This window comes from Pseudomonas sp. FW300-N2F2 (genome assembly GCF_017351655.1).
Lineage (GTDB): Bacteria > Pseudomonadota > Gammaproteobacteria > Pseudomonadales > Pseudomonadaceae > Aquipseudomonas > Aquipseudomonas fluorescens_AA.
Map to the genome: position 1 here is coordinate 949989 of NZ_JACNDQ010000001.1, position 25677 is coordinate 975665.

General features: G+C 61.9%; 25 protein-coding genes and 1 pseudogene. 15 read left to right on the top strand and 11 right to left on the bottom strand.

Features of this window, described 5'->3' with window-relative positions; genetic code table 11:
- Window positions 1-3: 3 nt before the first annotated feature.
- The gene (locus tag J4E63_RS04380) at window positions 4-1161 is read right to left on the bottom strand and encodes an efflux RND transporter periplasmic adaptor subunit (RefSeq protein ID WP_207281211.1); all 1158 of its coding nucleotides are present in this window, start codon (window positions 1159-1161) and stop codon (window positions 4-6) included.
- Window positions 1162-1426: 265 nt separating this feature from the next.
- Here J4E63_RS04380 and J4E63_RS04385 point away from each other — a divergent pair, with 265 nt between their 5' ends.
- Entirely contained in the window at window positions 1427-2059 is a 633-nt protein-coding gene (locus tag J4E63_RS04385) for a TetR family transcriptional regulator (RefSeq protein ID WP_060738814.1), read from the top strand.
- 213 nt (window positions 2060-2272) lie between these two features.
- On the opposite strand, the gene J4E63_RS04390 is transcribed toward J4E63_RS04385, so the two are convergent.
- The 4 genes from J4E63_RS04390 to J4E63_RS04405 form a co-directional block, all read right to left on the bottom strand.
- A complete protein-coding gene (locus J4E63_RS04390; RefSeq protein WP_207281212.1) occupies window positions 2273-2788 on the bottom strand; it encodes a hypothetical protein in 516 nt (171 codons plus the stop codon).
- A gap of 322 nt (window positions 2789-3110) precedes the next feature.
- Window positions 3111-4160 (bottom strand): alkene reductase, encoded by a 1050-nt coding sequence (locus J4E63_RS04395; protein WP_192263299.1) that lies wholly within the window; start codon window positions 4158-4160, stop codon window positions 3111-3113.
- Window positions 4161-4198: 38 nt separating this feature from the next.
- Window positions 4199-5365, bottom strand: a complete 1167-nt coding sequence (locus J4E63_RS04400; RefSeq protein WP_018607025.1) for an MFS transporter — start codon at window positions 5363-5365, stop codon at window positions 4199-4201.
- Between the two features lie 17 nt (window positions 5366-5382).
- Window positions 5383-5685: a helix-turn-helix transcriptional regulator gene (locus tag J4E63_RS04405; RefSeq protein WP_003198672.1), complete on the bottom strand. Its 303-nt coding sequence runs from the start codon at window positions 5683-5685 to the stop codon at window positions 5383-5385.
- Window positions 5686-5843: 158 nt separating this feature from the next.
- Here J4E63_RS04405 and J4E63_RS04410 point away from each other — a divergent pair, with 158 nt between their 5' ends.
- Window positions 5844-6428, top strand: a complete 585-nt coding sequence (locus tag J4E63_RS04410) for an ACP phosphodiesterase (RefSeq protein ID WP_207281213.1) — start codon at window positions 5844-5846, stop codon at window positions 6426-6428.
- Between the two features lie 120 nt (window positions 6429-6548).
- Here J4E63_RS04410 and J4E63_RS04415 read toward each other — a convergent pair whose 3' ends face one another.
- Both J4E63_RS04415 and olsB read right to left on the bottom strand, forming a co-directional pair.
- Entirely contained in the window at window positions 6549-7340 is a 792-nt protein-coding gene (locus J4E63_RS04415; RefSeq protein WP_060738810.1) for a lysophospholipid acyltransferase family protein, read from the bottom strand.
- Window positions 7340-8095, bottom strand: a complete 756-nt coding sequence (gene olsB, locus J4E63_RS04420) for an L-ornithine N(alpha)-acyltransferase (protein ID WP_092204386.1) — start codon at window positions 8093-8095, stop codon at window positions 7340-7342. Before olsB ends, J4E63_RS04415 begins: the two co-directional genes overlap by 1 nt.
- A 145-nt stretch (window positions 8096-8240) precedes the next feature.
- Between olsB and J4E63_RS04425 the strand changes: the two genes are divergently transcribed.
- The 5 genes from J4E63_RS04425 (at window position 8241) to J4E63_RS04445 (ending at window position 12680) form a co-directional block, all read left to right on the top strand.
- Window positions 8241-9113, top strand: coding sequence for an acyl-CoA dehydrogenase (locus J4E63_RS04425; protein ID WP_207281214.1), 873 nt, complete (start codon window positions 8241-8243; stop codon window positions 9111-9113).
- A gap of 179 nt (window positions 9114-9292) precedes the next feature.
- Window positions 9293-10387, top strand: a complete 1095-nt coding sequence (locus J4E63_RS04430; protein WP_207281215.1) for a serine hydrolase — start codon at window positions 9293-9295, stop codon at window positions 10385-10387.
- A complete protein-coding gene (locus J4E63_RS04435; RefSeq protein WP_207281216.1) occupies window positions 10384-10695 on the top strand; it encodes an amidase in 312 nt (103 codons plus the stop codon). The genes J4E63_RS04430 and J4E63_RS04435 overlap by 4 nt, the downstream gene beginning before the upstream one ends.
- Before the next feature lie 235 nt (window positions 10696-10930).
- The gene (locus J4E63_RS04440) at window positions 10931-11521 is read left to right on the top strand and encodes a YceI family protein (RefSeq protein WP_207281217.1); all 591 of its coding nucleotides are present in this window, start codon (window positions 10931-10933) and stop codon (window positions 11519-11521) included.
- A 1-nt stretch (window position 11522) separates the two neighbouring features.
- Window positions 11523-12680 (top strand): phosphatidylserine/phosphatidylglycerophosphate/cardiolipin synthase family protein, encoded by a 1158-nt coding sequence (locus tag J4E63_RS04445; protein ID WP_060738804.1) that lies wholly within the window; start codon window positions 11523-11525, stop codon window positions 12678-12680.
- Window positions 12681-12945: 265 nt separating this feature from the next.
- Here the strand turns inward: J4E63_RS04445 and bglX are convergent, their stop codons facing one another.
- Window positions 12946-15237 (bottom strand): beta-glucosidase BglX, encoded by a 2292-nt coding sequence (bglX, locus tag J4E63_RS04450; RefSeq protein WP_207281218.1) that lies wholly within the window; start codon window positions 15235-15237, stop codon window positions 12946-12948.
- A gap of 251 nt (window positions 15238-15488) precedes the next feature.
- On the opposite strand from bglX, the gene J4E63_RS04455 reads away from it, so the two are divergent.
- The 6 genes from J4E63_RS04455 to J4E63_RS04480 all read left to right on the top strand — a co-directional run bounded on the left by J4E63_RS04455 (window position 15489) and on the right by J4E63_RS04480 (window position 20355).
- Window positions 15489-16097, top strand: a complete 609-nt coding sequence (locus J4E63_RS04455) for a LemA family protein (protein ID WP_207281219.1) — start codon at window positions 15489-15491, stop codon at window positions 16095-16097.
- 124 nt (window positions 16098-16221) lie between these two features.
- A complete protein-coding gene (locus J4E63_RS04460; protein WP_207281220.1) occupies window positions 16222-16977 on the top strand; it encodes a YgcG family protein in 756 nt (251 codons plus the stop codon).
- 28 nt (window positions 16978-17005) lie between these two features.
- A complete protein-coding gene (locus J4E63_RS04465; RefSeq protein ID WP_207281221.1) occupies window positions 17006-17623 on the top strand; it encodes a TPM domain-containing protein in 618 nt (205 codons plus the stop codon).
- Window positions 17624-17916: 293 nt separating this feature from the next.
- On the top strand, window positions 17917-19137 hold the full coding sequence (locus tag J4E63_RS04470) for an SAM-dependent methyltransferase (protein WP_207281222.1): 1221 nt from the start codon (window positions 17917-17919) through the stop codon (window positions 19135-19137).
- 220 nt (window positions 19138-19357) lie between these two features.
- Window positions 19358-19939, top strand: coding sequence for a DJ-1/PfpI family protein (locus tag J4E63_RS04475; protein WP_060738798.1), 582 nt, complete (start codon window positions 19358-19360; stop codon window positions 19937-19939).
- Window positions 19940-20010: 71 nt separating this feature from the next.
- A complete protein-coding gene (locus tag J4E63_RS04480; protein WP_092172614.1) occupies window positions 20011-20355 on the top strand; it encodes a YegP family protein in 345 nt (114 codons plus the stop codon).
- A 169-nt stretch (window positions 20356-20524) separates the two neighbouring features.
- Here J4E63_RS04480 and J4E63_RS04485 read toward each other — a convergent pair whose 3' ends face one another.
- Window positions 20525-21544: a DUF4917 family protein gene (locus J4E63_RS04485; protein ID WP_207281223.1), complete on the bottom strand. Its 1020-nt coding sequence runs from the start codon at window positions 21542-21544 to the stop codon at window positions 20525-20527.
- Window positions 21545-21684: 140 nt separating this feature from the next.
- On the opposite strand from J4E63_RS04485, the gene yiaY reads away from it, so the two are divergent.
- Window positions 21685-22833 (top strand): L-threonine dehydrogenase, encoded by a 1149-nt coding sequence (gene yiaY / locus J4E63_RS04490; protein WP_060738795.1) that lies wholly within the window; start codon window positions 21685-21687, stop codon window positions 22831-22833.
- On the opposite strand, the gene J4E63_RS04495 is transcribed toward yiaY, so the two are convergent.
- Window positions 22830-23993, bottom strand: a complete 1164-nt coding sequence (locus J4E63_RS04495; RefSeq protein WP_207281224.1) for an MFS transporter — start codon at window positions 23991-23993, stop codon at window positions 22830-22832. The two genes, yiaY and J4E63_RS04495, sit on opposite strands and share 4 nt — an antisense overlap.
- A gap of 13 nt (window positions 23994-24006) precedes the next feature.
- On the bottom strand, window positions 24007-25242 hold the full coding sequence (locus J4E63_RS04500) for an aminotransferase class I/II-fold pyridoxal phosphate-dependent enzyme (protein ID WP_207281225.1): 1236 nt from the start codon (window positions 25240-25242) through the stop codon (window positions 24007-24009).
- A gap of 257 nt (window positions 25243-25499) precedes the next feature.
- On the opposite strand from J4E63_RS04500, the pseudogene J4E63_RS31155 reads away from it, so the two are divergent.
- Window positions 25500-25583, top strand: a pseudogene (locus J4E63_RS31155) (glutathione transferase); the annotation flags it as partial.
- Window positions 25584-25677 lie beyond the last annotated feature (94 nt).

Here is a 25677-nt window from a genome sequence, read left to right on the forward strand (position 1 = left end):
GGTTTACTCCCCTTTGCCGCCGGCGGCTTTATCAGCTGCCTGTGCGGGGGCCGGGTTCTTGGTGCCAACGTTGGTGGCTTCGGTGGCTTTGACTTCCACGCCTGGCCGTACGTACTGCAACCCTTCGGTGATCAGGCGATCGCCGGCCTTGAGCCCGTCTTCGATCAGCCACTGGCTGCCGACGGTGCGGCTGGCCTTGAGCTGGCGCAACTCGACCTTGTTGTCCGCACCCACCACCAGCGCGGTTGGCGCGCCCTTGAGGTCACGGGTCACGCCTTGTTGCGGTGCCAGGATCGCCGCGCTGTTCACGCCGGCCTGCAATTGGGCGTGGACGAACATGCCCGGCAGCAGGGTGTGGTCAGGGTTGGGGAACACGGCGCGCAAAGTCACGGAGCCGGTGGTCTGGTCAACCGACACTTCAGAGAACTCCAACTTGCCTTCGTGCGGATACTGGCTGCCGTCTTCCAGGGTCAGCTTGACCATGGCCGCGTTCTCGCCGGCCTTTTGCAAACGGCCGCTTTCCAGTTCGCGGCGCAGTTGCAGCAGCTCGACCGAGCTCTGCGTCACGTCGACATAGATCGGGTCCAGTTGCTGAATGGTTGCCAGGGCATCAGTCTGGCCGTTGCTCACCAGCGCACCCTCGGTGACCGAGGAGCGGCCGATGCGACCGGAAATCGGTGCGTAGACCTTGGTGTAGCGCACGTTGATCTGGGCAGTCTGCAGGTTGGCTTCCGATTCCAGGCGATTGGCCACGGCGGTATCGTATTCCTGACGGCTCACCGCCTGTTCATCCACCAGTTGCTTGTAGCGGTCGGCAATCGACTTGGTGGAGCGCAGGTTGGCCTCGGCGCTCTTGAGGGTCGCTTCGTAGACCGCAGGGTCGATCTGGTACAGCTGCTGGCCGGCCTTGACGTCGGCGCCCTCCTTGAACAGGCGCTTGAGAATGATGCCGTTGACCTGTGGCCGTACTTCGGCGACGCGGAACGCGCTGGTGCGGCCCGGCAGTTCCGAGGTCAAGGTGAAGGGCTGGGTCTTGAGGGTTACGACGCCGACCTGAGGAGGGGGCGCTGCAGGTGCAGCCTCTTCCTTTTTGCATCCGCTGAGCAGCGATGCCAGGGCGATGGCGGTAACCAGAGCAGTAACAGCTGGCTTGAATTGCATGGAAATCCTCGGGTCCAGGCGCGCAAGGGGCGCACTCGAAGGTGGAAGGTAAAAAGCAGCAGTAATTCAATTAGTAGGATGCTAAGAAATATACTTACGTACACGGTTGTTTGTAAACAGCCAAATTGCGTAATATCCGGATTTACAAAAGCCTGACAAAGGGCACGAGTAGATCGGGGACGCGCTTCAAGCGACGTCGCCTCATATTTTGCTCTGTTGATTCTTACGCATTGCTGACGCAATCCTGATTGAGGTGTTTACTGCCATGGTCCGTCGTACCAAAGAGGAAGCCCAGGAGACTCGCAGCCAGATAGTCGAAGCGGCCGAAAAGGCGTTCTTCGAGCGAGGCGTGGCCCGTACCACTCTGGCGGATATCGCGACGCTGGCCGGCGTGACGCGCGGTGCTATCTATTGGCATTTCAGCAACAAGGCGGACCTGCTCCAGGCCATGCTCGATACCTTGCATGAGCCGCTCGATGACCTGGCCCGCGCCAGTGAGAATGAAGAGGAGCTTGACCCGCTGGGTTGTACGCGCAAGCTGCTGGTGCAATTGTTTCAACAAGTTGCCCTGGACCCGAAGACCCGACGCATTAATGAGATTCTGTTCCATAAGTGTGAATTCACCGATGAAATGTGCGATCTGCGCCAGCAGCGGCGCCAGGTCAGTCTCGACTGTAATGTGCGTATTGCCTTGTCGTTGCGCAATGCGATGAATCGCGGCCAGCTACCGGCGGATCTGGAACCGGAAAGGGCGGCGATTGCCCTGCATGCCTATGTCGACGGTATTCTTTATCAGTGGCTGCTGGCCCCCGATAGCTTCCCCCTGGCCGGTGAGGCTGAGCGCTGGGTGGATATCGGGCTGGATATGCTGCGCCTGAGCCCTAGCCTGCGCAAATGAAACAAAATGCGTAATTGCTTCGGCTTGTTTCATGACAAGTGTTCGAAATAGCTTTTATAAACTGAATGCTGTCGTGGTTGAAAGGCAATCATGAACAAATTTTGTAGGGGATTTGTTTCGTGACCGGCAGCGACTCCGTCGGCTCCCGATCCCACGGAGTAAGCTTGCAGGAGAATCGCCGGCTCATGTCAACGTCTTGGCGGGGCCGCAGGCTCACCGACCTGGTTCGATAATGAGGCGAACGGTGTAGTTGAAGGGTGGCTCAAGCATCTTCCGGGAAATTTCCGACCGGCACGTGTATTCGCCATTGCCGGTGTAAGTCGTCCTGCTCTTCCAAGTGGGCTTATAGCTGGGTTCCAAAGCGCCAGGCACGATGGAAACCTGTAAGCGAGTGTGCATTTGACATTCAAAGTTGAAGTGGCTCATTTCATAATTAAGGACCAGTTCGACAGGTTTGACTTTTTTTAATGTCGGGCGCCAGCCGGCTCCAGGGTAGGTGTAATCCCTGAAGTGCTCGATATGGAATCTATAACTTGATGTTGGATCGATGTCGTGGGCGCTCAAGGAAAAATCCTCGGCCTGGGGTGGGTCGGTTAACAGGTTGTTCATTTTCATTGTGCCGCGGGTGTTGTTGGCAATCTCCACGGTCACTTCGGTATTGGCCTGGCTGTGGGCAACCATGGCGGGGCCCAGCAGGAGGGCGAGAATGAGGTTTTTCAGGATGTTCATGGTGAGGCATCTCTCATAAATACACGGCTCGCTGGCGTTCGCCTGCAAACTGATGGTGTTTGGTTAGTGGGTGTTGCTGGAATGTTAAAGTTCTGAATGTGTGGTTGGGTGAGGTGTAAGTTTCAATCCTTTGTATCAGTGGTTGGTGCGTTCGAGCGTTATTATTAGCGCCGTTGCGTGATTGAATCCACGCCAGATGAAAGTTGCCTTGTTATTTAATGTTGCTGTTCGCGTTGGTTGCGCGTGGCTGAAGTTTTACAGGTATAAAAAAGCCCCGGCTCTTTCGAGTCGGGGCTTTTTTTATAAAGCGGCTGATGCGAGCTTACATCACGGGGTAATCAATGTACCCCACTGGGCCTTTCCCATAGAAAGTTTCAGGATGCGGCTCGTTCAACGGTGCATTGGCCTTCAGGCGTGCCGGCAAATCCGGGTTGGCAATGAACGGAACCCCGAACGCGACCGCATCAGCCTTGCCAGCCGCCAGCCAGGCGTTGGCGCTGTCCTTGGTGAAGCGTTCGTTGGCGATGTATGGGCCGCCAAAGGCTTGTTTGAGTTGCGGACCGATGCTGTCATCGCCTTCTTTCTCGCGGGAGCAGATGAAGGCGATGCCGCGCTTGCCCAGTTCACGGGCCACGTAGCTGAACGTCTCCAGACGGTTTTCGTCGCCCATGTCATGGGAGTCGGCCCGTGGTGCCAGGTGCACGCCTACTCGGCCGGCGCCCCAGACTTCAATGGCTGCGTCGGTCACTTCCAGCAGCAGGCGGGCACGGTTTTCCAGGGAACCGCCGTACTGGTCGGTGCGCTGGTTGGTGCTGCTTTGCAGGAACTGGTCGAGCAGGTAGCCGTTGGCGCCATGGATTTCCACACCGTCGAAACCAGCGGCCTTGGCATTCTCGGCACCGACACGGTAGGCATCGACAATGTCGGCGATTTCAGCGGTTTCCAGTGCGCGTGGCGTCGGGTAGTCGGCCAGCGGACGGACCAGGCTCACGTGGCCCTTGGGCTGGATCGCGCTGGGCGCCACCGGGGTTTCGCCATTGAGGTACGACGGATGGGAGATCCGGCCCACGTGCCACAGTTGCAGGAAGATCTTGCCGCCAGCGCCGTGGATCGCTTTGGTGATGTTGGCCCAGCCGCGCACCTGGTCGTTGGACCAGATACCCGGGGTGTCCGGGTAGCCCACGCCCATCGGCGTGACGGAAGTGGCTTCGCTGAGGATCAGGCCAGCGGAGGCGCGTTGCACGTAGTACTCGGCCATCAGCGCGTTGGGGACGCGGCCTGCGTCGGCACGGCAGCGGGTGAGCGGGGCCATGATGATGCGGTTCTTCAGCTCGATGTCGCCGAGTGTGATCGGATCGAAAATAGTCGTCATGAGTTACAGCCTCGTCAGAATCGGAGAGTGATTGAAAATCAGTGAGTCGCCGGGGCCAGGTCGGCATTGCCGCCCTGGCGGAAAGTGATCAGGGTGACCAGCAGCGCCAGCACGGCCAACGCGCCGGCGGCCAGGGGCACGGAGGTCAGGCCCAGGCCATGGTCGATGACGCTGCCGCCGACCCAGGCGCCCAGGGCGTTGCCGATGTTGAAGGCGCCGATGTTCAGGGTGGACACCAGGTTGGGTGCGTCTTTGCCGAAGGTCACCACGTTGACTTGCAGGGCCGGCACGGCAGCGAAGCAGGCGGTGGCCCAGAGGAACAGGGTGATTTCACTGGGGATCAGCGCCACGCTGGTCCAGCTCAGGACGGTGGACACCACGGCCATGGTGAGGAAGACGCCCATCAGGGTGTTCGCCAGGCTCTTGTCCGCCAGCTTGCCGCCGATGATGTTGCCCAGGGTCAGGCCCAGGCCGATCAGCACCAGGGTCCAGGTCACGCCACGGGGCGACACACCCGTGACTTCACCCAGCAGCGGGGCGACGTAGGTGAACAGGGTGAACACCGACGCGGAGAACAGCGCGGTCATGCTCAGGGACAACCACAGACCGGCGCCTTTGAGCGCTACCAGTTCCGAGCGCATGTCGAGTTTCTCTTCATCGCGCTTGGCTGGCAGGAAACGGATCAGGCCGATCAGGGCAATAACACCGATGACGGTCACCGCCCAGAAGGTCGAACGCCAGCCGGCCTCCTGGCCCAGTGCGGTGCCCAACGGCACGCCGAGCACATTGGCCAGGGTCAGGCCGGTGAACATCAGGGCCACGGCCGAGGCGCGCTTGTTGGGCGCCACCAGGCCGGCGGCCACCACCGAACCGATGCCGAAGAACGCGCCGTGGCACAGGGCGGTGACGACCCGGGCGAACATCAACACGTTGTAGTCGCTGGCGATGGCGCAGAGCAGGTTGCCGACGATGAAAATCCCCATCAATGCCACCAGGGCGGCCTTGCGCGGTAGTCGGGCGGTGGCCAGGGCCATGAACGGTGCACCGATGGCCACGCCCAGGGCGTAGCCGGTCACCAGCCAGCCGGCGCCGGGAATCGACACGCCCAGGTCAGCCGCCACATCGGGCAACAGGCCCATGATGACGAACTCGGTGGTGCCGATGGCGAAGGCGCTCAGGGCCAGGATCAGGAGTGAGAGGGGCATGATGGGTCCTTGTCGGGTCAGAGCTCTTGGCTCATCTGCTTGAGGAACTGCTGGATCACTTCCTCGTTGCGTTTGAAGAAGTGCCATTGACCGACCTTCTGGCTGGTGATCAGCCCCGCCCGTTGCAACACCGCCAAGTGCGCAGACACCGTGGATTGCGACAGGCCGCAACGCTGGTCGATCTGCCCGGCGCAAATGCCGAACTCGTGGTTGTGCAACTGCTCGGGGAACTGGACCTTGGGGTCTTTGAGCCAGTTGAGGATGTCTCGCCGTACTGGGTGCGCCAGGGCTTTTATTATTTCGTCGAGGTCGAGGGTCATGGGTGGCAAGCTCGGGGGTGAGTAAAACGCTATATCGCGATAGAGCGAACCTTAAATCGTTATTTCGCGATACACCAATATGGATTTGATCTGAATGCCGAACAAATCGCTATATCGGGTTATAACGATATTGGCGCGGGGGTGCTAAGCTGCGGGCCATGAACTATCTCGCGCACCTGCACCTCGGCGGCCCCGGCCGGGAACAACTGCTCGGCAGCCTCTACGGCGACTTCGTCAAAGGGCCGTTGCAAGGGCAGTACGATCCGCAGATCGAAGCGGCGATTGCCCTGCATCGACGCATCGACATGTACACCGACCGCCATCCCTTGGTGGACATTGCCCTGTCGCGTTTTTCCACGGTGCGGCGGCGCTATGCCGGGATCGTGCTGGACGTGTTTTTCGATCACTGCCTGGCCCGGGACTGGGCGTTGTACGGCGAAGGGCCGCTGGTGGATTTCACGTCCCGTGTCTACCAGGTACTGCGCACCGAACCCCAGCTGCCAGGGCGCCTGGCGCAGATCGCGCCGTACATGGCGGCGGATGACTGGCTGGGGTCTTATCAGGAATTCGAAGTACTGGGGCAGGTACTGCGCGGCATTTCCCGCCGCCTGTCCCGACCCGAGGAATTGGCTGGGGCGATGGCGGAGTTGATCGAGCTTTATGAGCCGCTGAGCGAGGATTTTCGGTTGTTCTACCCGCAGTTGCAGGATTTTGCACAAACCCAAGCCATGCCGCAGGACTAATTGTGGGAGCGAGCTTGCTCGCGATAGCGGTGTATCAGTCAGTTCATCTGCTGAATGTTAAGCCGCTATCGCGAGCAAGCTCGCTCCCACAAGGGATCCCTCTGCACAAAAGGATCCGGTTCAAGCCGCGATGGCAGGCCGCATCGGCGCTTGCTGTTTCTCGGGTATCGTCCCGAACAGCGCCTTGTGCACCGCCTGTTGCGCTTGGAACGCCAGGGCCGCGCGTTCCTGGCCGTGGCAGGCAATCGGTTCCAGCAGGTGAATGTGTACGTCGCCCCGATCATTGGCGAACAGGCGCATCAGGTGCGACAGCAAATCATCATCGCCAATGAACGGTGCCAGCGAATCCGGCTCACCGTCGCGCAGGTAACGGATCGCCACCGGCTGCAACGCCACATCGGCATCGATGGCCGCCGACAACAAGCGACCGTGGAAGGTACGCAGGGATCGGCCATCGGTGGTGGTGCCTTCCGGGAACATCAGCAGCGGATGGGCCTGTTCCAGGTGGCGGCTCATTTGTTTGCGGATCAGTTGGCTGTCTCCCGACCCGCGCCGGATAAACAGGCTGCCGGCCTTGGCGGCCAGCCATCCGGCCACCGGCCAGGTACGCACTTCGGCCTTGGACAGGAATGACATCGGCGTGAGCATGCCCAGCAACGGGATGTCGGTCCAGGACACATGGTTACTGACCCACAGCATCGGCCGTTGCGGCAGTTGACCGTGGACGGTGACTGAAAAGGGCAGGGCATGGCTCAGCCGCGCCATGAAGAACCGCGACCAGCGCTGGCGACGGACCATCGAGTTGGCGACCCCCAGGCGTTCGAACAGGCCGAACACGCTGGCCATGCTCAGGCCCAGGGTCACCACCAGCAAGACTCGCGCGATACGCGCGTACACCCGTAACCGGCTCATTACACGGCTGCCTTGAAGTGGCGGGCGTAGCGCGGGCAGAGCTCGTCGCGCTTGAGCAGGATGAACACGTCGGCCACCTGGAAGTCCTCGTCCCAGCACGGCTCGCCGCAAATCTTCGCGCCCAGGCGCATGTAGGCCTTGAGCAGCGGTGGCATTTCGGCGATCACGTTGGACGGCACGTCCAGAGTCGGCAATGGTTTTTTCGGCACGGCTTGCAGGTGTTCGGTGCACAGGTAGCGTTCGCGCAGGCGCTGCATGATTGCCTGGGCCTGGATACCGCCATCTTGCATCGGAATGCTCGCGCAGCCCATCAGGTAGCTGTAGCCGCCTTCGTTCAGGACTTCGGCCAGTTCGCCCCAGAGCACCGCGATGGTGCCGCCGTTGCGGTAGGCCGGGTCGACGCAGGTACGGCCGATTTCCAGGATCGGGCCCTTGAGATGGACCAGGCCGTGGAGGCTGAATTCTTCTTCGCTGTAGAACCGGCCCAGGCTGCTGGCGGCCTGGTGGTCGAGCAGGCGCGTGGTCGCCACGAGGCGGCCGGTGTTCAGGTCGCGTACGCCGATGTGGGCGCAGTGAACATCATAGTCATCCATGTCCAGACCCACTTCCGCGCCTTTGAGCTTGGCGTTGAATTCGCCGCTGAAGACGTTGAAGCGCAGGGCCTGGGCTTCTTGCAAGGCGTGGGCGCCGATCAGGCGTTCGGCTTGCAGGCGGCGTTCATTGCCGGTGTCGCTGATGCGGGCGATCTGGGTCATAGCGAATCTCCGTGCGGGCTGTTCAGTTGCAGCCTGTCGACTTTCTTTATGCAGCCATGTTGTGCAAAGTCAGGCTATGTAGCCCCGGTGTCATCGCCATGAAGCTTTGGTGATGCTTATATGACAGCCTTCAAGGAGCCCTCTCATGCCCTGGCACACCCTGATCGAACGTGGCGAGCGCCTGCCCACCTATCCGGACCTGGCTGAAGGTTATGCCGCGTTGTTGCAACGCCTGGGGCCGGTGACGCCGTTCGAGTTGGCCGTGGTCGGCGCCCGCTCGATGGCCACGCCGGGGCTGGCTTTCCTGGTGGGGTACCAGGCGGCGCTGCGGGTGCTTTGGCCGAGCGCGCCCCAGAGCCTTGGCGCCTTGTGTGCCACCGAACAACGCAGCTTGCGCCCGGCGGACATGCAAACCCGCCTCGACGATTTGCGCCTGAGCGGGCGCAAGGATTTCGTCACCGCTGGCGACGCCGCCGAGTGGCTGTTGATTGCCGCTCGCAGCGAAGCGCCCGGCGAAACGCCACGACTGAACCTGGCAGTGGCCTATGCGGGCGAGCCCGGCGTGACCCTGGAAAAACTCCCCGCCATGGGCCTGATGCCGGACATCAGCCATGGCCGTGTGCTGCTCGACGGCGCGCTGTGCGAGTTGCTGGCCGGTGATGGTTGGGACGCCTACGTCAAACCGTTCCGCACCCTGGAAGACCTTTATGTACTCAGCGCGATGACGGCCTGGTTGTATGGCGTCGGGCAGGAATGTGCCTGGCCCCAGGTGTTGCAACTGCGCCTGCTGGCGTTGCTTGCCGGTTGCGCGGAGGTGAGTCGCCACAACCCTTCCAGCCTTGCCGGGCATGTGCTGCTGGGCGGGTTGTTCGCCCAGTTCCAAGGGCTCGACGGCGAACTCGACGCTGCCCTGGCCGCCGGGCCTGCGGGGTGGCGCGAGATGTGGACGCGGGACAAAGGTGTGATGGACCTTGCGGCGGGGGCGCGGGCCAAGCGGTTGGCCAAGGCGTTGGGATAGCCCTCCAAACGACCATCCATTGTGGGAGCGAGCTTGCTCGCGATAGCGCTGGATCAGCGACAATGATGTTGGCTGACACTCCGCTATCGCGAGCAAGCTCGCTCCCACAGGGGGGCACACACTCAAATTGTCATCAAGTCTGCATAGGCTCCGAAGGTTAAAACCTGCGAGCCCCAAGCATGTCCAAAGGCTGGTTCCTGATCCCGCTGCTGATACTCAACCTGAGCGTCCAGGCCGAAGACTGGCCCGGCGAGCAATGGCCAAGCGGCCCGACTCCGAGCGGGCCGGCCATCGAAGCCTTGGAACAATACGCCTTCCCACCCCGGGACGATGCGAGCCGTGAGGGCATCCGCACCGATGCGCTGCTGGTGATCCAGGACGGTCGACTGGTCTATGAACGCTACGCCGGGCCGACCACCGCCCAGACCCCGCACCTGACCTGGTCCATCAGCAAAAGCCTGCTGGCGACGGTGTTTGGCGTGGCCTACGGTGAACAGCGCTTTGCCCTGGACGATCCGGCAGCCAAGTACTACCCACCCCTGAACCGGCACCCTGGCCTGACCCTGGCCGATCTTTTCCACTGGGCGTCTGGCCTGGACTGGCAGGAGGACTACGAATACGCACCGCTCAAGTCCTCGGTGGTGGCGATGCTCTATACCCGCGGGCGTCATGACATGGCGGCGTTTACCGCGCGGCACGAAAGCTTCAGCCCCCCGGGGCAGGCGTTTCGTTACTCCAGCGGTGACAGCAACCTGTTGGCGGCGGCCCTGAAAAACATCGTCGGTGCGGCACGTTATCCCGATTATCCCTGGACGGCCCTGTTCGAGCCCCTGGGCATCCGCCACGCGACTTGGGAAACCGACGCCAGCGGCACATTCGTGGGATCGTCCTATGCCTATCTCACGGCGCGGGACCTGGCGCGTGTCGGGTTGTTGATGCAACGGGACGGCCGATGGGGCGAACGGCAACTGATCCCCAAGGATTGGGTCGCGTTCAGCCGCGAACCGTTCGTGCACTTCCAGGCCGGCCAGGACGAAGCCGTGCCGGGCGGGCACTGGTGGCTCAACCGCGGCGCCGATCCGGGGCTCCACCCCTGGCCCGATGCGCCGACGGATACCTTCGCCGCGCTGGGCCATTGGGGCCAGGCGCTGTACATCATCCCCAGCGCCAGGCTGGTGATCGTGCGCTACGGCGACGACCGCGACGGCAGCTATCGCCATAACGAACTGCTCAAGCGCGCCATGGCGGCGTTCGCCGGGAAGGTGCAGCCATGAAGCGCAAAATCCTGCTGACCTTGCTGTCGGTGCTACTCATTGCCCTGTTCAGTTGGGTCTGGCTGGAGCGGGTGGCATTGCGGGCCTTTCCCGACATCATCAGTGCCTACACCGCCAAGGAGTACTGCTCATGCCGCTATGTGATGCAGCAACCGGCCGAGTATTGTCGGGGTTATGTGAAGCAGGCAGTGCCCATCCGCGATTTTCTCGAGACCGTTGAAGCCAAGCGCGTCACCGTCAGTGGATTGGGACGTAGCCACAGTGCGCAATGGTTGGGGGAGCGGCAGGGGTGTCGGTTGGAGCCTTGAGATTGGCCTGCAACGACCGCTGTTGTGGCGAGGGAGCTTGCTCCCGCTCGGGTGCGCAGCGCTCGCAAATTCTTTAACCTGTCGCGATCTTGGGGCTGCTTCGCAGCCCAGCGGGAGCAAGCTCCCTCGCCACGGTGTTATGTGGTGAGCAGGTACCGTTGTTGAAACAGACTGTTTGCAAGCGCCCTCGGCCCGGTTAAGGTTCGCCACAGGTTTATCTGCCCCCCGAGTGTGTATGTTCAAGCGGTTTTTCCCTCACGCGGTCGCCAGCTTGCTGCTGGCCTGCGCAGTGTTGCCGGCCCAGGCCGACTGGTACCTGGACGGCGAGTCGTCGCGGTTGTCGTTTATCAGCAGCAAAAACGGCAACGTTTCCGAGGTCCAGCGTTTCCTGGTGCTGCACGGTCAAGTCCAGCCCGACGGCTTGGCGCGCCTGGAAGTGGAGCTGGAATCCATCAACAGCGGCATTCCCCTGCGGGACGAGCGCATGCGCGCCGAGTTGTTCCAGATCAAGCAATTCGCCGAAGCCACCGTTACCGCCAGGATCGACCTGGCACCGATCCAGGACCTGGCCAACGGCGCGCAGTTGGAGTTGCGCCTGCCGCTGACGGTGAACCTGCACGGCAAGCAGCATGAGTACCCCGTCGAACTGCTGGCGACACGCCTGGATGAACGCCGCTTCCAAGTAGTGACCCTGGAGCCGGTGGTACTCAACGCGGCGGATTTCGATCTGGCGCCGGGCCTGGAAAAGCTCCGCAACCTGGCCGGGTTGTCGGCCATCAGCCTGTCGGTGCCGGTGAATGCGGTGCTGATCTTCACGGCGCGCTGACATGAGCGGCCCGGTCTTTCCCTGGCGTGAAGGCAATCGCTTCGAGCTGTTGATCGACGGCCCACAGTTCTTCCCACGCATGCTGGTGGAAATCGCCCGTGCCCAGGAGCAGGTCGAGCTGGAGCTGTACCTGGTGGAGGCGGGGGCCTGCGCCGAGGCGATGGTCCAGGCACTGGTGCAGGCCGCCGAGCGGGGCGTTCGCGTGCGCTGCCTGTTCGATGACTATGGCAGCCTGGCGTTTACCCTGGCCCTGCGCAAGCGCCTGACCGAGGCTGGGGTGGAGTTGCGTTTCTACAATCGCCTGAGTTGGCGCCGCTGGGTGCGCAACCTTTATCGGGATCACCGCAAGCTGCTGTTGGTGGACCAGCGCCTGGCCGTGGTCGGTGGCACCGGGGTGACCGATGAATTCTGGAACCCCCTCGACGACCGCAGTGAATGGCACGAAGTGATGGTGGAAATCGTCGGCCCGCTGGTGCTCGACTGGCAGTTGCTGTTCGACCGCCAGTGGCTCGCCAACCGTCATCGGCGGGCCTGGAAGCCAGCCTCCAATTTCGGCTTGCCGCGCCTGCCGCGCATCCCGCCGGTGGGCGAAGGCATGGGCCGGGTGGCGTATGCCGACGCCCGCCAGCATCGCGACATCCTGCAATCGCTGTCCCGGGCATTGAACAGCGGCCAGAAACGCATCTGGATGGCGACGCCGTATTTCCTGCCGACCTGGAACGTGCGCCGCTCCTTGCGCAAGGCCGCCGCCCGGGGCATCGACGTGCGCCTGCTGCTGACCGGCCCGCGCACCGATCACCCGTCCGTGCGCTACGCCGGGCACCGTTACTACCCGCGATTGCTCAGGGCCGGCGTGCAGATTTTCGAGTACCAGCCGTGTTTCCTGCACCTGAAGATGGTGTTGGTGGATGATTGGGTCAGCATCGGCTCCTGCAATTTCGATCACTGGAATCTGCGTTTCAATCTGGAAGCCAATCTGGAAGCCCTGGATTCCAGGCTCAGCAGCGCCGTGGCGGCCAGTTTCGAACGGGATTTCGCCCAGAGCCTGCAAGTCAGCCTCGACGCCTGGCAGCGCCGACCGCTGTGGAAGCGGTTCAAGCAGCGGGTATGGGGATTGGTGGATCGGGTGGTGGTGAATCTGTTGGATCGGCGCGGCTAGCTCAAGCACCCAGATACAACTGTGGGAGCGAGCTTGCTCGCGATAGCGGAGTGTCAGCCAATGTCGATGCGGCTGATCTGACGCCATCGCGAGCAAGCTCGCTCCCACAGTGGATTTTCAGCGGTCACAAAAGCGTTTGCCACAGAACCCATTGTGGGAGCGAGCTTGCTCGCGATAGCGGAGTGTCAGTCGATATCGATGCGGCTGACCTGACGCCATCGCGAGCAAGCTCGCTCCCACAGGGAGGATCAAGTTGTTCTGAAGGTCAGAGCAACTCAAAACTCTGCTGCTTCACGTCCTGGGAATCCAGGCCGATCTGCACGTTGAACTTGCCCGGTTCCGCCCCGTACTTGAGCTGGGCATTGAAGAACTTCAGGTCGTCTTCGGTGATGGTGAAGTGGATGACTTTCTTCTCGCCGGCCTTGAGCATCACCTTGCGGAAGTTCTTCAGCTCTTTCACCGGGCGAATGATCGAGCCGGTCACGTCCTGGATGTACAACTGCACCACGGTTTCGCCGTCACGCTTGCCGGTGTTTTCCAGGGTCACGCTGGCATCGAGCTTGCCGGTCTTGTTCAGCGTGGTCGACGACAAGGCCATGTCCGACAGGCTGAACTCGGTGTAGCTCAGGCCATAGCCGAACGGGTAGAGCGGGCCGGTGGTGTCATCGAAATACTGCGAGGTGTAGTTGCCCGGCTTGCCCGGCGTGAACGGCCGGCCAATGCTCAGGTGGTTGTAGTAGGTCGGAATCTGCCCCACCGAGCGTGGGAAGGTGATCGGCAGCTTGCCCGACGGGTTGTAGTCGCCGAACAGCACGTCCGCGATGGCGTTGCCACCTTCGGTGCCGCTGAACCAGGTTTCCAGGATCGCATCGGCCTGCTGCTTTTCTTCCAGCAACGACAGCGGACGGCCATTCATCAGCACCAGCACCAGGGGCTTGCCGGTGGCCTTCAGGGCCTTGATCAGCTCGCGTTGGCTGGCCGGGATGTTCAGTTCGGTACGGCTCGACGACTCATGGGACATGCCACGGGACTCACCCACGGCGGCCACCACCACATCGGCGTCCTTGGCGGCTTGCACCGCTTCGTCGATCAGTACCTGGGCCGAGCGCGGGTCGTCCACCACCTCCGGGGCATCGAAGTTGAGGAAATTCAGGTAGTCGAGCACCTTCTTGTCGCCGGTGATGTTGGCGCCACGGGCGTAGATCAGCTTCGACTCGGCGCCCAGGGCGCGGGTCATGCCGTCGAACAGGGTGACCGATTGCGCAGGGCGCCCGGCCGCGGCCCAACTGCCCATCATGTCGATCGGTGCCTTGGCCAGCGGGCCGACCAGGGCGATCCTGGCGGTCTTCTTCAGGGGCAGGGTCTGGTTGCGGTTTTCCAGCAGCACCAGGCTGCGGCGTGCCACGTCCCGGGCATCGGCGCGGTGCAGGCGGCTTTCGGCGTAGGTGTCGGCCGGGTCGTCCTCGGCCTTGCCGATGCGCAGGTACGGATCCTTGAACAGGCCCATGTCGTATTTGGCCGCGAGCACTTCGCGCACGGCGTTGTCGATGTCGCTCTGTTCGATCTCGCCGGCCTTGAGCAGCCCTGGCAGTTCCTTGCCGTAGAGCGAGTCGTTCATGCTCATGTCGATGCCGGCCTTGATTGCCAGCTTCGCCGCTTCGCGACCGTCCTTGGCGACGCCGTGCTTGATCAGTTCGAAGATGGCGCCGTGGTCACTGACCGCGAGGCCCTTGAAGCCCCATTCCTTGCGCAGCAGGTCGTTCATCAGCCAGGTGTTGGCGGTGGCCGGCACGCCGTTGATGGAGTTCAGCGCGACCATCACCCCGCCGGCTCCGGCGTCGATGGCGGCGCGGTAGGGCGGCAGATAGTCCTGGTACATTTTCAGCGGACTCATGTCCACGGTGTTGTAGTCCCGGCCGCCTTCCACTGCGCCGTAGAGGGCGAAGTGCTTGACGCTGGCCATGATGCTGTCGGCCGCGTTGGCGCCGTTGCCCTGGAATGCCTTGACCATCACCCCGGCGATGCGCGACACCAGGTAGGTGTCCTCGCCGAAACCTTCGGAGGTCCGGCCCCAACGTGGGTCGCGGGAAATGTCGACCATGGGCGCGAAGGTGATGTCCAGGCTGTCGGCCGCGGCTTCCTGGGCGGCGATGCGCCCGGAGTGGTAGATGGCGTCCATGTCCCAGCTCGAGGCCAGGGCCAGGGGGATCGGGAAAATCGTGCGGTGGCCGTGGATCACGTCATAGGCGAAGAACATCGGGATCTTCAACCGGCTGCGCATGGCCGCGTCCTGCATCGGACGGTTCTCATCGCGGGTGATGGAGTTGAACGTGCCGCCGATGTTGCCGGCGGCGATTTCCTTGCGGATCATCTCCCGGGGCATTTCGGGGCCGATGCTGATCAGGCGCAATTGGCCGATCTTCTCTTCGAGGGTCATTTGCTTCATCAGGTTGCTGATGAACGCGTCCTTGTTCTCTATGGGGGCGGGCAGGTTGTCGGCTAATACGGATTGACTGGCCAGACTGACAAACAGGCCCAGCAAACACAGCTTCTTCATGAATAGTTTTCTCGCAAGCCTAAAGGGCGGTGATCAGGACACGCCGGTCAGCCAAAATGTGAGGAGCGGCTATTGTTGTTCGGCTAAATACAGCACACTTTCGAACCCATTGGGCTGAACTTAGTTTCGCACTGCGCATCTTTTAGCCCATCGCCCCGATTCAATCCAGTGCGGCGGCAGATTATGCCCCAGACGCCGATGAGATAGGTGGCCGGGTTTTTCCAATGTCATGCCAGGGAGCGCTTCATCCAATGAATCCACGACTGAACCACCTTCGCAGCCTGCCGATGCTGGCCTTGATGCTGCTCACTACGCTGCTGGCCGGTTGCGGCATCAATAACATCCCGACCCTGGACGAACAGGCCAAGGCCGCCTGGGGCCAGGTGCAGAACCAGTACCAGCGCCGTGCCGACCTGATTCCCAACCTGGTGGAAACCGTCAAGGGCTACGCCCAGCACGAGCAGGAAACCCTGACCGCGGTGATCGAGGCGCGGGCCAAGGCCACGTCGATCCAGGTGGACGCCAGTACCTTGGACAACCCGGAAAAGCTCAAGCAGTTCCAACAGGCCCAGGACCAGTTGACCGGTGCGTTGAGCCGGCTGATGGTGGTGTCCGAGCGTTATCCGGACCTCAAGGCCAACCAGAATTTCCTGGCGCTGCAATCGCAGCTCGAAGGCACCGAGAACCGCATCGCCGTGGCACGCCGCGACTTCATCCTGGCGGTGCAGAAGTACAACACCGAGATCCGCACGTTCCCGGGCCGTCTGTGGCACAGCGTGATGTACAGCGACCTGCCGCTGCGCGAAACGTTCGAGGCCACCAACTCCAATGCCGAAAAAGCCCCTGAAGTGAAGTTTTGATCAATTCGGCAGTTTGAAGCGTTGTGGGAGCGAGCTTGCTCGCGATGGCGGCGGCACATTCAGCATTGCTGCAAGCTGACCCACCGCTATCGCGAGCAAGCTCGCTCCCACACAAGGAGTTCCGATGCGAGTGTTGAAATTTGGCCTGGTGCTGTTGCTCTGGGTGTTTGCAGTCACGGCACAGGCCGAATTGAAGTTTCCAGCGCTGACCGGGCGTGTGGTGGACACCGCGCAGATGCTCGATCCTTCGGTGCGCGCGCAACTGGAGACGCAGCTCAAGGCCCATGAACAGGCGACCGGCGAACAGCTGGTGGTCGTGACCCTGGCGGACCTGCAGGGCAGCAGCATCGAAGATTTCGGCTATCAACTGGGGCGCCACTGGGGCATAGGGCAGAAGGATAAAAACAACGGCGCGCTGCTGATCGTCGCCCGGGATGACCGTAAACTGCGCATCGAAGTGGGCTACGGCCTGGAGGATCGCCTGACCGACGCCCAGAGTTCGGTGATCATCAACCAGGTGATCACGCCGGCCTTCAAGACCGGCAACTTCAACAAAGGCATCAGCGACGGCGTCGCGGCGATGCTGGTGGTGCTGGGCGGCAGCCCGCTGGACGAGCCGGTGCCGGCATACAGTACGGATGGACAGCAGGAGCAGGGCGATTTTGTCGAGCGCCATGCCGGGTTGTTCATCTTCCTGGTGATCCTGTTTATTTTGACGATATCGGTCTGCCAGATGCTCGGTATCCTGCCGGCCGGGCGCGGTGGCTCCAGCGGTTCGGGCAGCTCCGGTGGGGGCGGCTTCAGCGGTGGAGGCGGCGGTGGCGGCTTCAGTGGTGGCGGTGGCAGTTTCGGGGGCGGCGGTTCGTCGGGCGGCTGGTGACAATAATAATGAGCAGGCACTTTAAACCATGGCATTACTGACTGAACACGAACAACGCAAGGTCGCCGAGGCCATCGCCCGGGTCGAGCAGCATACCGACGCCGAACTGGTCACGGTGCTGGCCGCCCGCGCCGACGACTACGCTTACATCCCGCTGCTATGGGCGAGCCTGCTGGCGCTGGTGGTGCCCGGCGCGGTCCATTACCTCACCGGTTGGTTGGCCCTGCACAGCCTGTTGCTGGTGCAGTGGGTCAGTTTCATCGTGTTGTGCCTGGTGTTTCGCATCCCAAGGATCACCACTCACCTGATCCCCCGTTCCGTGCGTCACTGGCGGGCCTCCAACCTGGCACGCCGGCAATTTCTCGAGCAAAACCTGCACCACACCGTGGGCAGCACGGGCGTGCTGATCTTTGTCTGCGAGGCCGAGCGGTATGTGGAAATCCTCGTCGATGAAGGCATTTCCAAACACCTGGACAACACATGCTGGGACGCCATCGTCGCGACGTTCACCCAGCAGGTCCGCCAGGGGCAGACGCTGGAAGGCTTCGTGACTTGCATCGCGGCCTGTGGCGAATTGCTCAAGGAGCATGTGCCGGTGACTCATGAGCGCAATGAGCTGCCGAATCGGTTGGTGGTGCTGGGCTAGGGCACTCTCATGGCGAGAGCGCTTGTGTGGCGAGGGAGCTTGCTCCCGTTGGGCCGCGAAGCGGTCCCCATTGGTTCTCTGTCGGGCATCAAACTTGCCAGGCGGCTGCTTCGCAGCCGAGCGGGAGCAAGCTCCCTCGCCACATGAGCCCCGCTGCTTGTAAAACGTGGGTCGTCACGGAGGGGGGTGGAGCCTCAATTCGCACCGTTCGGGAAATTCCCCGTGCCGTCATCCCCCATCCCCCCTAAAATACCCGCCATTCTCCGATCCGCCCGCCCCGAGGCCGCTTGTCCATGTCCGCCACCGCAACTCCAGCCCGTCCCGCGCCGGATCATCACGCCCAGTTCATCGAACTGCTGCACACCAGCCTTGAACAAAACGCTTTCATCAAACTGGTGCTGGCCAAGTACGTCGGGGATGAGGCGGACCTCCAGCGGCTGATCATCAAGCAACTGACGGTCAAGGACCAGCCGTGCCTGTCCTTCGTCTACCGCTACAAGACTCGCGACATCACCAAGAATCTCCCGCTGGCCGAAGGCGTGGACACCATCGCCGCGCTGTTGCCAGCGTCGTTCAAGAACGCGCATTTGCTGGCGGTCACCGACGAGGCGCAGTTGGAGTACAGCAAAAAGGGCAAAAGCTCGCTGTTCAAGAGCAAGCCCCAGCAACTGCGGGAAGTGCCGTCTGCCGAGCACAACCGCGAGAAGAACCGCTTCCTCGACCTGAACCGGCCATTTTTGGCCGACCTGGGCGTGACCAACCACAAGCACGAGCTGATTCCGGCGATGTCGCGCAAGTGGAAGCAGATCAACAAGTTCATCGAGGTCTTCAGCCACGCGCTGACATCTTCGCCACTGGCCCTGGACCAACCGGTGCGGGTCTCGGATTTCGGTTCGGGCAAGGGCTACCTGACCTTCGCCATCCACGATTACCTGCGCAACACCTTGCAGGCCGAAGGCGTGGTGACCGGTGTCGAGCTGCGTGAAGACATGGTCAAGCTGTGCAACGAAGCCGCCGCGCGGCTGGAGCACCCGGGCCTGAGTTTCCAGCACGGTGACGTGCGCAGCGTGGCGCCGAGCGCGGTGGATGTGATGATTGCCTTGCATGCCTGCGACATCGCCACCGACTACGCGATCCACATGGGCATTCGCTCGGGTGCCTCGATCATCATGTGCTCGCCGTGCTGCCACAAGCAGATCCGCCTGCAGATCCAGAGCCCGGCCTTGCTCAAGCCGATGCTGCAATACGGTCTGCACCTGGGCCAGCAGGCGGAAATGGTCACCGACAGTTTACGGGCGCTGTTCCTGGAAGCCTGCGGCTACGAGACCAAGGTCTTCGAGTTCATCTCCCTGGACCACACCAACAAGAACAAAATGATCCTGGCCGTCAAACGCGCCGAACCTGTGGATCCCACCGAGCTGCTGGCAAAGATCGAAGCACTCAAGGCCTTCTACCACATCACCGAGCATTGCCTGGAAACGCTGCTGCGGGCGGATGGTTATCTCGAGCACTGAGGCCCCCTGTGGGAGCGAGCTTGCTCGCGATGGAACGATGACGCGGTGTGCCTGAAAGACCCCATCGCCTGAATCGCGAGCAAGCTCGCTCCCACAGACTGTCCTGCCACTTCATTTTTGTGCAGCCCGTCAGGTAATGACGGGTTATCGCTCATCCACCGACTTACCGGACTACCTTTAATGCGTTCACCCCTCACGCATTTCCAAAGGAGCCCAACCCATGGCCGCCAAGAAAATCCTGATGCTGGTCGGCGATTACGTCGAAGATTATGAAGTCATGGTGCCATTCCAAGCGTTGCAGATGATCGGCCACACTGTGCACGCAGTGTGCCCGGACAAAACGGCCGGGCAGACCGTGCGCACGGCGATCCACGACTTTGAAGGCGACCAGACCTACAGCGAAAAACCGGGGCACCTGTTTGCCCTCAATCATGATTTCGCCGGTGTCGAAGCCGCCGACTACGACGCGTTATTGGTGCCGGGCGGTCGCGCGCCGGAATACCTGCGCCTGAATGAAAAAGTCCTGCAGCTGGTGCGCGATTTCGACCTGGCGGGCAAGCCGATTGCCGCGGTGTGCCACGGCGCGCAATTACTGGCGGCGGCGGGCATCCTGGAAGGGCGCGAATGCAGCGCCTACCCGGCGTGTGCCCCGGAAGTACGCCTGGCGGGCGGGACCTATATCGACATTCCCGTGACCCAAGGCCATGTTCAAGGCAACCTGGCGACTGCACCGGCCTGGCCTGCGCACCCGAGCTGGCTGGCGGGGTTCCTGACCCTGCTGGGCACGGCTATCACTTTGTAGTAACGCACTGGCAAGGCAAGCGCAGCGGGTCTTTACTCTCGGGACATGCCCTCATTGCCTGGAGAATAATCATGTCCGGATGGTACGAAATCAGCAAAAGCAGCAGTGGCCAGTTTCGGTTTGTACTCAAGGCGGCCAACGCCGAGACCATCTTGACCAGCGAGCTTTACACCACCCGCAGCGGCGTCGACGGCGGCATTGCTGCGGTGCAGAAAAACAGCCCGTTGGCCGAGCGCTATGAACTCAAGAACACCAAGGACGGCCATCCGTACTTCAACCTCAAGGCCGGTAACCATGAAGTGATTGGCAGCAGTGAGGCGTATTCATCGGACGCCGCCCGGGACAAAGGCATCGCCAGCGTCAAGGCCAACGGACCGACGACGGTCATCAAGGACAAGACCGTGGCTGCGCTCTGACGGGACAGCAATAAGGGCGCCTGGCCTGTGGAGGGGAATCATGTGTGGGAGCAACGCTTGCTCGCGATCCAGGCGCTGCGGTTGTGCAGGCTAAGCGAGCCATTGTTCATCACGAGCAAGCTTTGCTCCCACAAATAGATCCCCTCGCTACACGTTTTTTACCCTGCCTTTAAACCTCCACCGGCACCGACAGCTTCGGATCGCCCAGTGGATGGCTCTTGGCATCGAAGAAGCGCAATTGCACCTCCAGCCCCTGGAACACCTTGGCGTAATGCCGTTTCTGGTGCTGGATGAACGCCTGACTGCGCGGGTAGATCGAAATCGCCACGGTTTTCGGTGCGGCCAGGCGCAGGGCATGGACAATGTGCCGGTCCTGCTCGCCCAGGGCATGGCCGAACAGGCACAGGTTGTCGCCATGGCGCAGCAACTGGTCGTAGCAGAACGACAGGTAATCGCTGCTGCGGATGGTCTTGAGCTTGTCCGCGCAGGAGCCTTCATTGACGAACAGCGGCACGTCGTCGAGGGTCTTGATCGTGTTGTTGATGGCGAAACTGCCCAGCAAGGTGCCTTCGGTGGACGTGAGCTTGCGCGCCGTGCCGTCCTGGTTGCGTACCAGGTGCAGGCCACCGTGCAGGTACAGCAAGCGCGGTTTGTCCGTGGTCACCTGGCTCAGGTCGAAACTGTGATCATCGCCGAAGAACAGGTCGCTGATGGTCTCGGCCCCATGCTGGATCGCCCAGTAGTTGAGCAGGTCGTAGTTGCTGGTGAACACCGTGCGGTAGCGGCTCAGCTCCTGGTTGAGCGTCGCCAGGGTCGACGGTTGCACCAGCCGCCACGGGATGTGCACCGCGTGCACGGTGTTGATCAGCGCTTCCTTGATCGCGTAGTAACGGTTACGCGGGGCGGCGGAACTGACGGCCAGGGCCTTGTTGACCCGACTGGTGGTTTTCAGCGCCCCGAGCACCTGTTCGAAACTGCGCGTCTGCATCGCGTCGAACACGCTCAGTTCCGACGGGCTCAAGGGTTTCTCCTCGACGGTGCGGGCGTTTTCGAACAGCGAGTCATAGCCGAAATCGTCCCACACTGCGCGGCTGGCCCCATTGCCCACCAGCAGGCCGCTGAAGGCGGTATCGGCGCGCACGGCCTCCCAGTCTTCGAGCCGGGTGTCGTATTCCTGGAAATCGGTCATTGCAAGGGTCATCTCAAAACGTGGCAAAGGCAGGCCGCGACTTTATCACGCCCCAGTCTTGAGCCAGATCAAGATGCGTCGTGACTACTGGGTCATTCTGTAGGTCCTGCCGATCCGGCCTCTACCAGGAGTGTGACCCCATGAGCAGTACTTTTTTCATTCCCGCCGTGAACATCATGGGGCTGGGTTGCCTGGATGAAGCGATGACCGCCATCCGCAACTACGGCTTTCGCAAGGCGTTGATCGTCACCGACGTGGGGCTGGCCAAGGCCGGCGTCGCCAGCAAGGTGGCCGAACTGCTGGCGTTGCAGGACATCGATTCGGTGATTTTTGACGGTGCCAAGCCCAACCCGAGCATTGCCAATGTCGAGCTCGGCCTGGGTTTGTTGATGGAGAACCGGTGCGATTTCGTGGTGTCCCTGGGCGGCGGTTCCCCCCACGATTGCGCCAAGGGCATCGCGTTGTGTGCCACCAACGGCGGGCAGATCAGTGACTATGAAGGCGTCGACCGTTCGAGCAAGCCGCAATTGCCGCTGATCGCCATCAACACCACGGCCGGCACCGCCAGCGAAATGACCCGCTTTTGCATCATCACCGACGAGACACGCCACGTGAAAATGGCCATTGTCGATCGCAACGTGACCCCGCTGATGTCGGTGAACGACCCGGCGCTGATGGTGGCGATGCCCAAGGGCCTGACGGCTGCCACCGGCATGGATGCGCTGACCCACGCGATCGAGGCTTATGTATCCACCGCCGCCAATCCGATTACCGATGCCTGCGCCCTGAAGGCCATGACCCTGATCAGCGACAACCTGCGCCTGGCCGTGCGCGACGGCAACGATCTGGTGGCGCGGGAAAACATGGCGTACGCGCAGTTTCTCGCGGGGATGGCGTTCAACAATGCGTCGTTGGGGTTCGTGCACGCCATGGCCCATCAACTGGGTGGTTTTTACGACTTGCCTCATGGCGTGTGCAACGCGGTGTTGTTGCCCCATGTACAGAGCTTCAACGCCTCGGTGTGCGCCGCTCGCCTGAGCGACGTGGCCCATGCCATGGGCGCCGATACACGTGGCTTCAGCCCGGAAGAGGGGGCCCGGGAAGCTATTGCGACGATCCGCAGCCTGGCCCATGACGTGGACATTCCGGCCGGTTTGCGTGACTTGGGCGTGCGCCTCAACGACGTGCCGTTGCTGGCCGCCAACGCCTTGAAAGACGCGTGCGGCTTGACCAACCCACGGGCGGCGGACCAGCGGCAGATCGAAGAGATTTTCCGCAGCGCGTTCTAAGCGACCCGGGGCGGCACGAACCTCACACAGAGCATCGCCGCCGCCCCCAGCAGCGCGCACAACGCCGCCAACGGCCAGGCCTGTTGGCACAACAACAGGCTGGCCATGGCGCCGATCACCGAGGCCATCAGTTGATGCAGGAACCCGCTCAACGCCATGGCATAAGCGCCGGCCACCGGTGAGCCTTCGTTGGCCAGGGACAGGCTGATGGGGTAGATCAACGATTGGCCAAACACCGCGAAGCAATACGGCAGCCAGAAGAGTAACGCGATGCTGCTCAGGGTGAGGCTGCCTGCCAGCATGGTCATGCTGCCGCCCAGCACCAGCGCGATGCCCCAGCCCATCATTCGCCGTTGACCGGTGCGCAGCACAAACGCGTTCACCGCCAGCGCCCCGAACAGGTACGCCGCACTGATCGGCCAACCCAGCAGGCCGTATTCGATGGCCGACCAGTGGAAGCTTTCCTGCAGGATCAGCGGCGCGGCGGTATTGAAAGCGACGATCACGCCGTAACCCAGCCCACCGGCCAAGGCCGGCAGCAGGAACGCGCGTTGCCGGACTATCTGCCCGTAGATCCCCCACGCCGATTGCCCATTGCTGGCGTGCACCAACATCGGGAACCTGGCCCGGGACACCGCCGCCGCCATGGCCAGGCTGACGGCGCCCAAACCCTGGAAAATCGCCTCCCAGCCGAAAGCGGCCTGGATCAGCGAGCCCAGGTACTGGCCGATACCGAGGGCAACCACAAAGGCGATCGATATCCAGGACAGGGCCTTGGCCAGCAGGTCGCCGCTGAAACTGTCGCGAATCAAGACCCGCGCCATCACCGAAATACCGCTGGCACCGATGCCCTGAATCAACCTGAACGTCAGGAACGCCTCCACGCTTGTGCCCAGCGGCAGGGCCAGGTTGCCCAGGCCATACAGCCCCAGTGCCGCCAGCAAGACCGGTTTGCGCCCCAAGCGCTGGCTCAGGCTGCCCCACAGCAACATGGGCAGCGCCATGCCGACCAGGTACACCGACAGGCCCCAGGAAACCAGGGACGCATCGGCACCCAGGTCCCAGGCGATAGCGGGCAGGGCCGGCAAGTAGATACTCATGCCCAGTTGTGCCAGGAAAACGGTGGTGCAGGTGAGGATCAGGGTTGTACGGTTCTTCATCGAGCGTCCTGTCTCAAGGGCGGAGGTCACGCCCGTGGGTCAGCAGCAGTTCGGTGATCTTTTCGCAAAACGAGCGAATCACGTCCGGCTCCATGTCGGCGCGCAGGGTAATGCGGATGGCAGCCTTGCCTTGCGGCACCACGGGAAAAAATACCGCCGAGGTGAAATACCCCCGTTCGGCCAGTTCGACCGCCAGGCTGTTGGCCAGGGCCGCTTCACCGCAAGGCACCATACGGATTGCCATGGGGGTGCCGCGCTGTCCGGTCCGCACGAGGCTGTCGAAGAGGCGGATATTAGCCTGCAAACGCTCCTGCAAGGCACTGAGTTCGCGGCTGCGGTGCAGGCGGATCGACGCCATGCCGGCACCAATGGCCGCTGCGTTCAGGCTCTGGGACCAATTGCTCGGTCCACCGTAGCGCTGCACCAGCGCCTTGTACCGTTCACAGCCAAACATGACCAGCCCGCCGCTGGCACCGAATGACTTGGCCAGCGAGGCAACGATCAGGGTGCGCTCGTCCACCGCCGGGATGCGCGAACGGACCAGGCCGGCGCCGGATTCCCCGACGGCAGACAGGGCGTGGGAATCGTCCAGGTAAAGAAACAAGCCATAGCGCTGCTTGAGATACATCAGGCTGTCCAGGTCCGCCATCCCGCCCATGCTGTAGGCGCCGTCGGCCACATACGCCACGTCGCGCTGGCGTTTGCACACGTCTTCGATGAAATCCATGTCGTTGTGCGGGCAGGTGATGACCTGGGTTTCATCGGCGCAGGCGGCCTTGCTGTGGTTCATCGAATAATGGGCCTGTTTGTCGAACACCATGACGGGCGCGCGATGTTGGGTGAATGCGCCGCTGGCCAGCAACGGCAGGATCCCGGCGCTTGCCGCACTGCAAGACAGGGCACTGAGGCAACTGGCGCCGAACAGCTCCGACAATTGGCTTTCGTACTGGTCCAGGATCGCCAGCTTGCAGCGATTCCTTGAGTTGGCGACCCGCAGGGTCCCGGCTTCCCACAGGGCAGTCATGGCGCCGTCCAGCAGCGCGGGGTGATAGTCCAGGCCCAGGTAGGACGTGGTACAGAAGTGATGAAAGGTCCGACCGTATTGGTCGACCAGCACATTGGGTGTCTTGACCTCGACATTCAGCCCTGAGATTTTTCCGGCCTCGGTGCCTTGCCAATCCTGGTCAGCGAGGGAAATGAGCTTGCGGTAGTTGGTGAAGTAATGAGGTGGTTGAGCAGTCTGGTCCATGGCGCGATTACATTCCTTGGTTGATGGTGCTGTCCGTGGGGTGTTGCGATAGCGGTGTGTTTCCAGACTTTACAGATTGTTGTGCAGGGCTTTGAATCGGCTGTTTCCGGCGTGTTTGAGTGTCACTGGAGAGTTCAACGTAGGACTTTGCCTAGGACCCTGGCCGGGGAATCCATCGACGCTGTCGGAGCTCGGGAACACCACGGATTTGCCCCAGGCCCGCTGGGTGATCACTCTTTTCTGAAGGTTGCTTGCTGATGCTCTCAGGCCTCAATCATCTGACCCTTGCGGTCACCGATCTGGATCGCAGTGTGGTTTTTATGGCGACTTGGCGTCGCGGCTGAAGGCCTGTCGACAGGCACCGTATGCCGGCATGGTGTTTTTTACGGAGCCGTGATGGGCTGGGTCGAGTCGAGGGGCAGCGCCTGCCAGGCG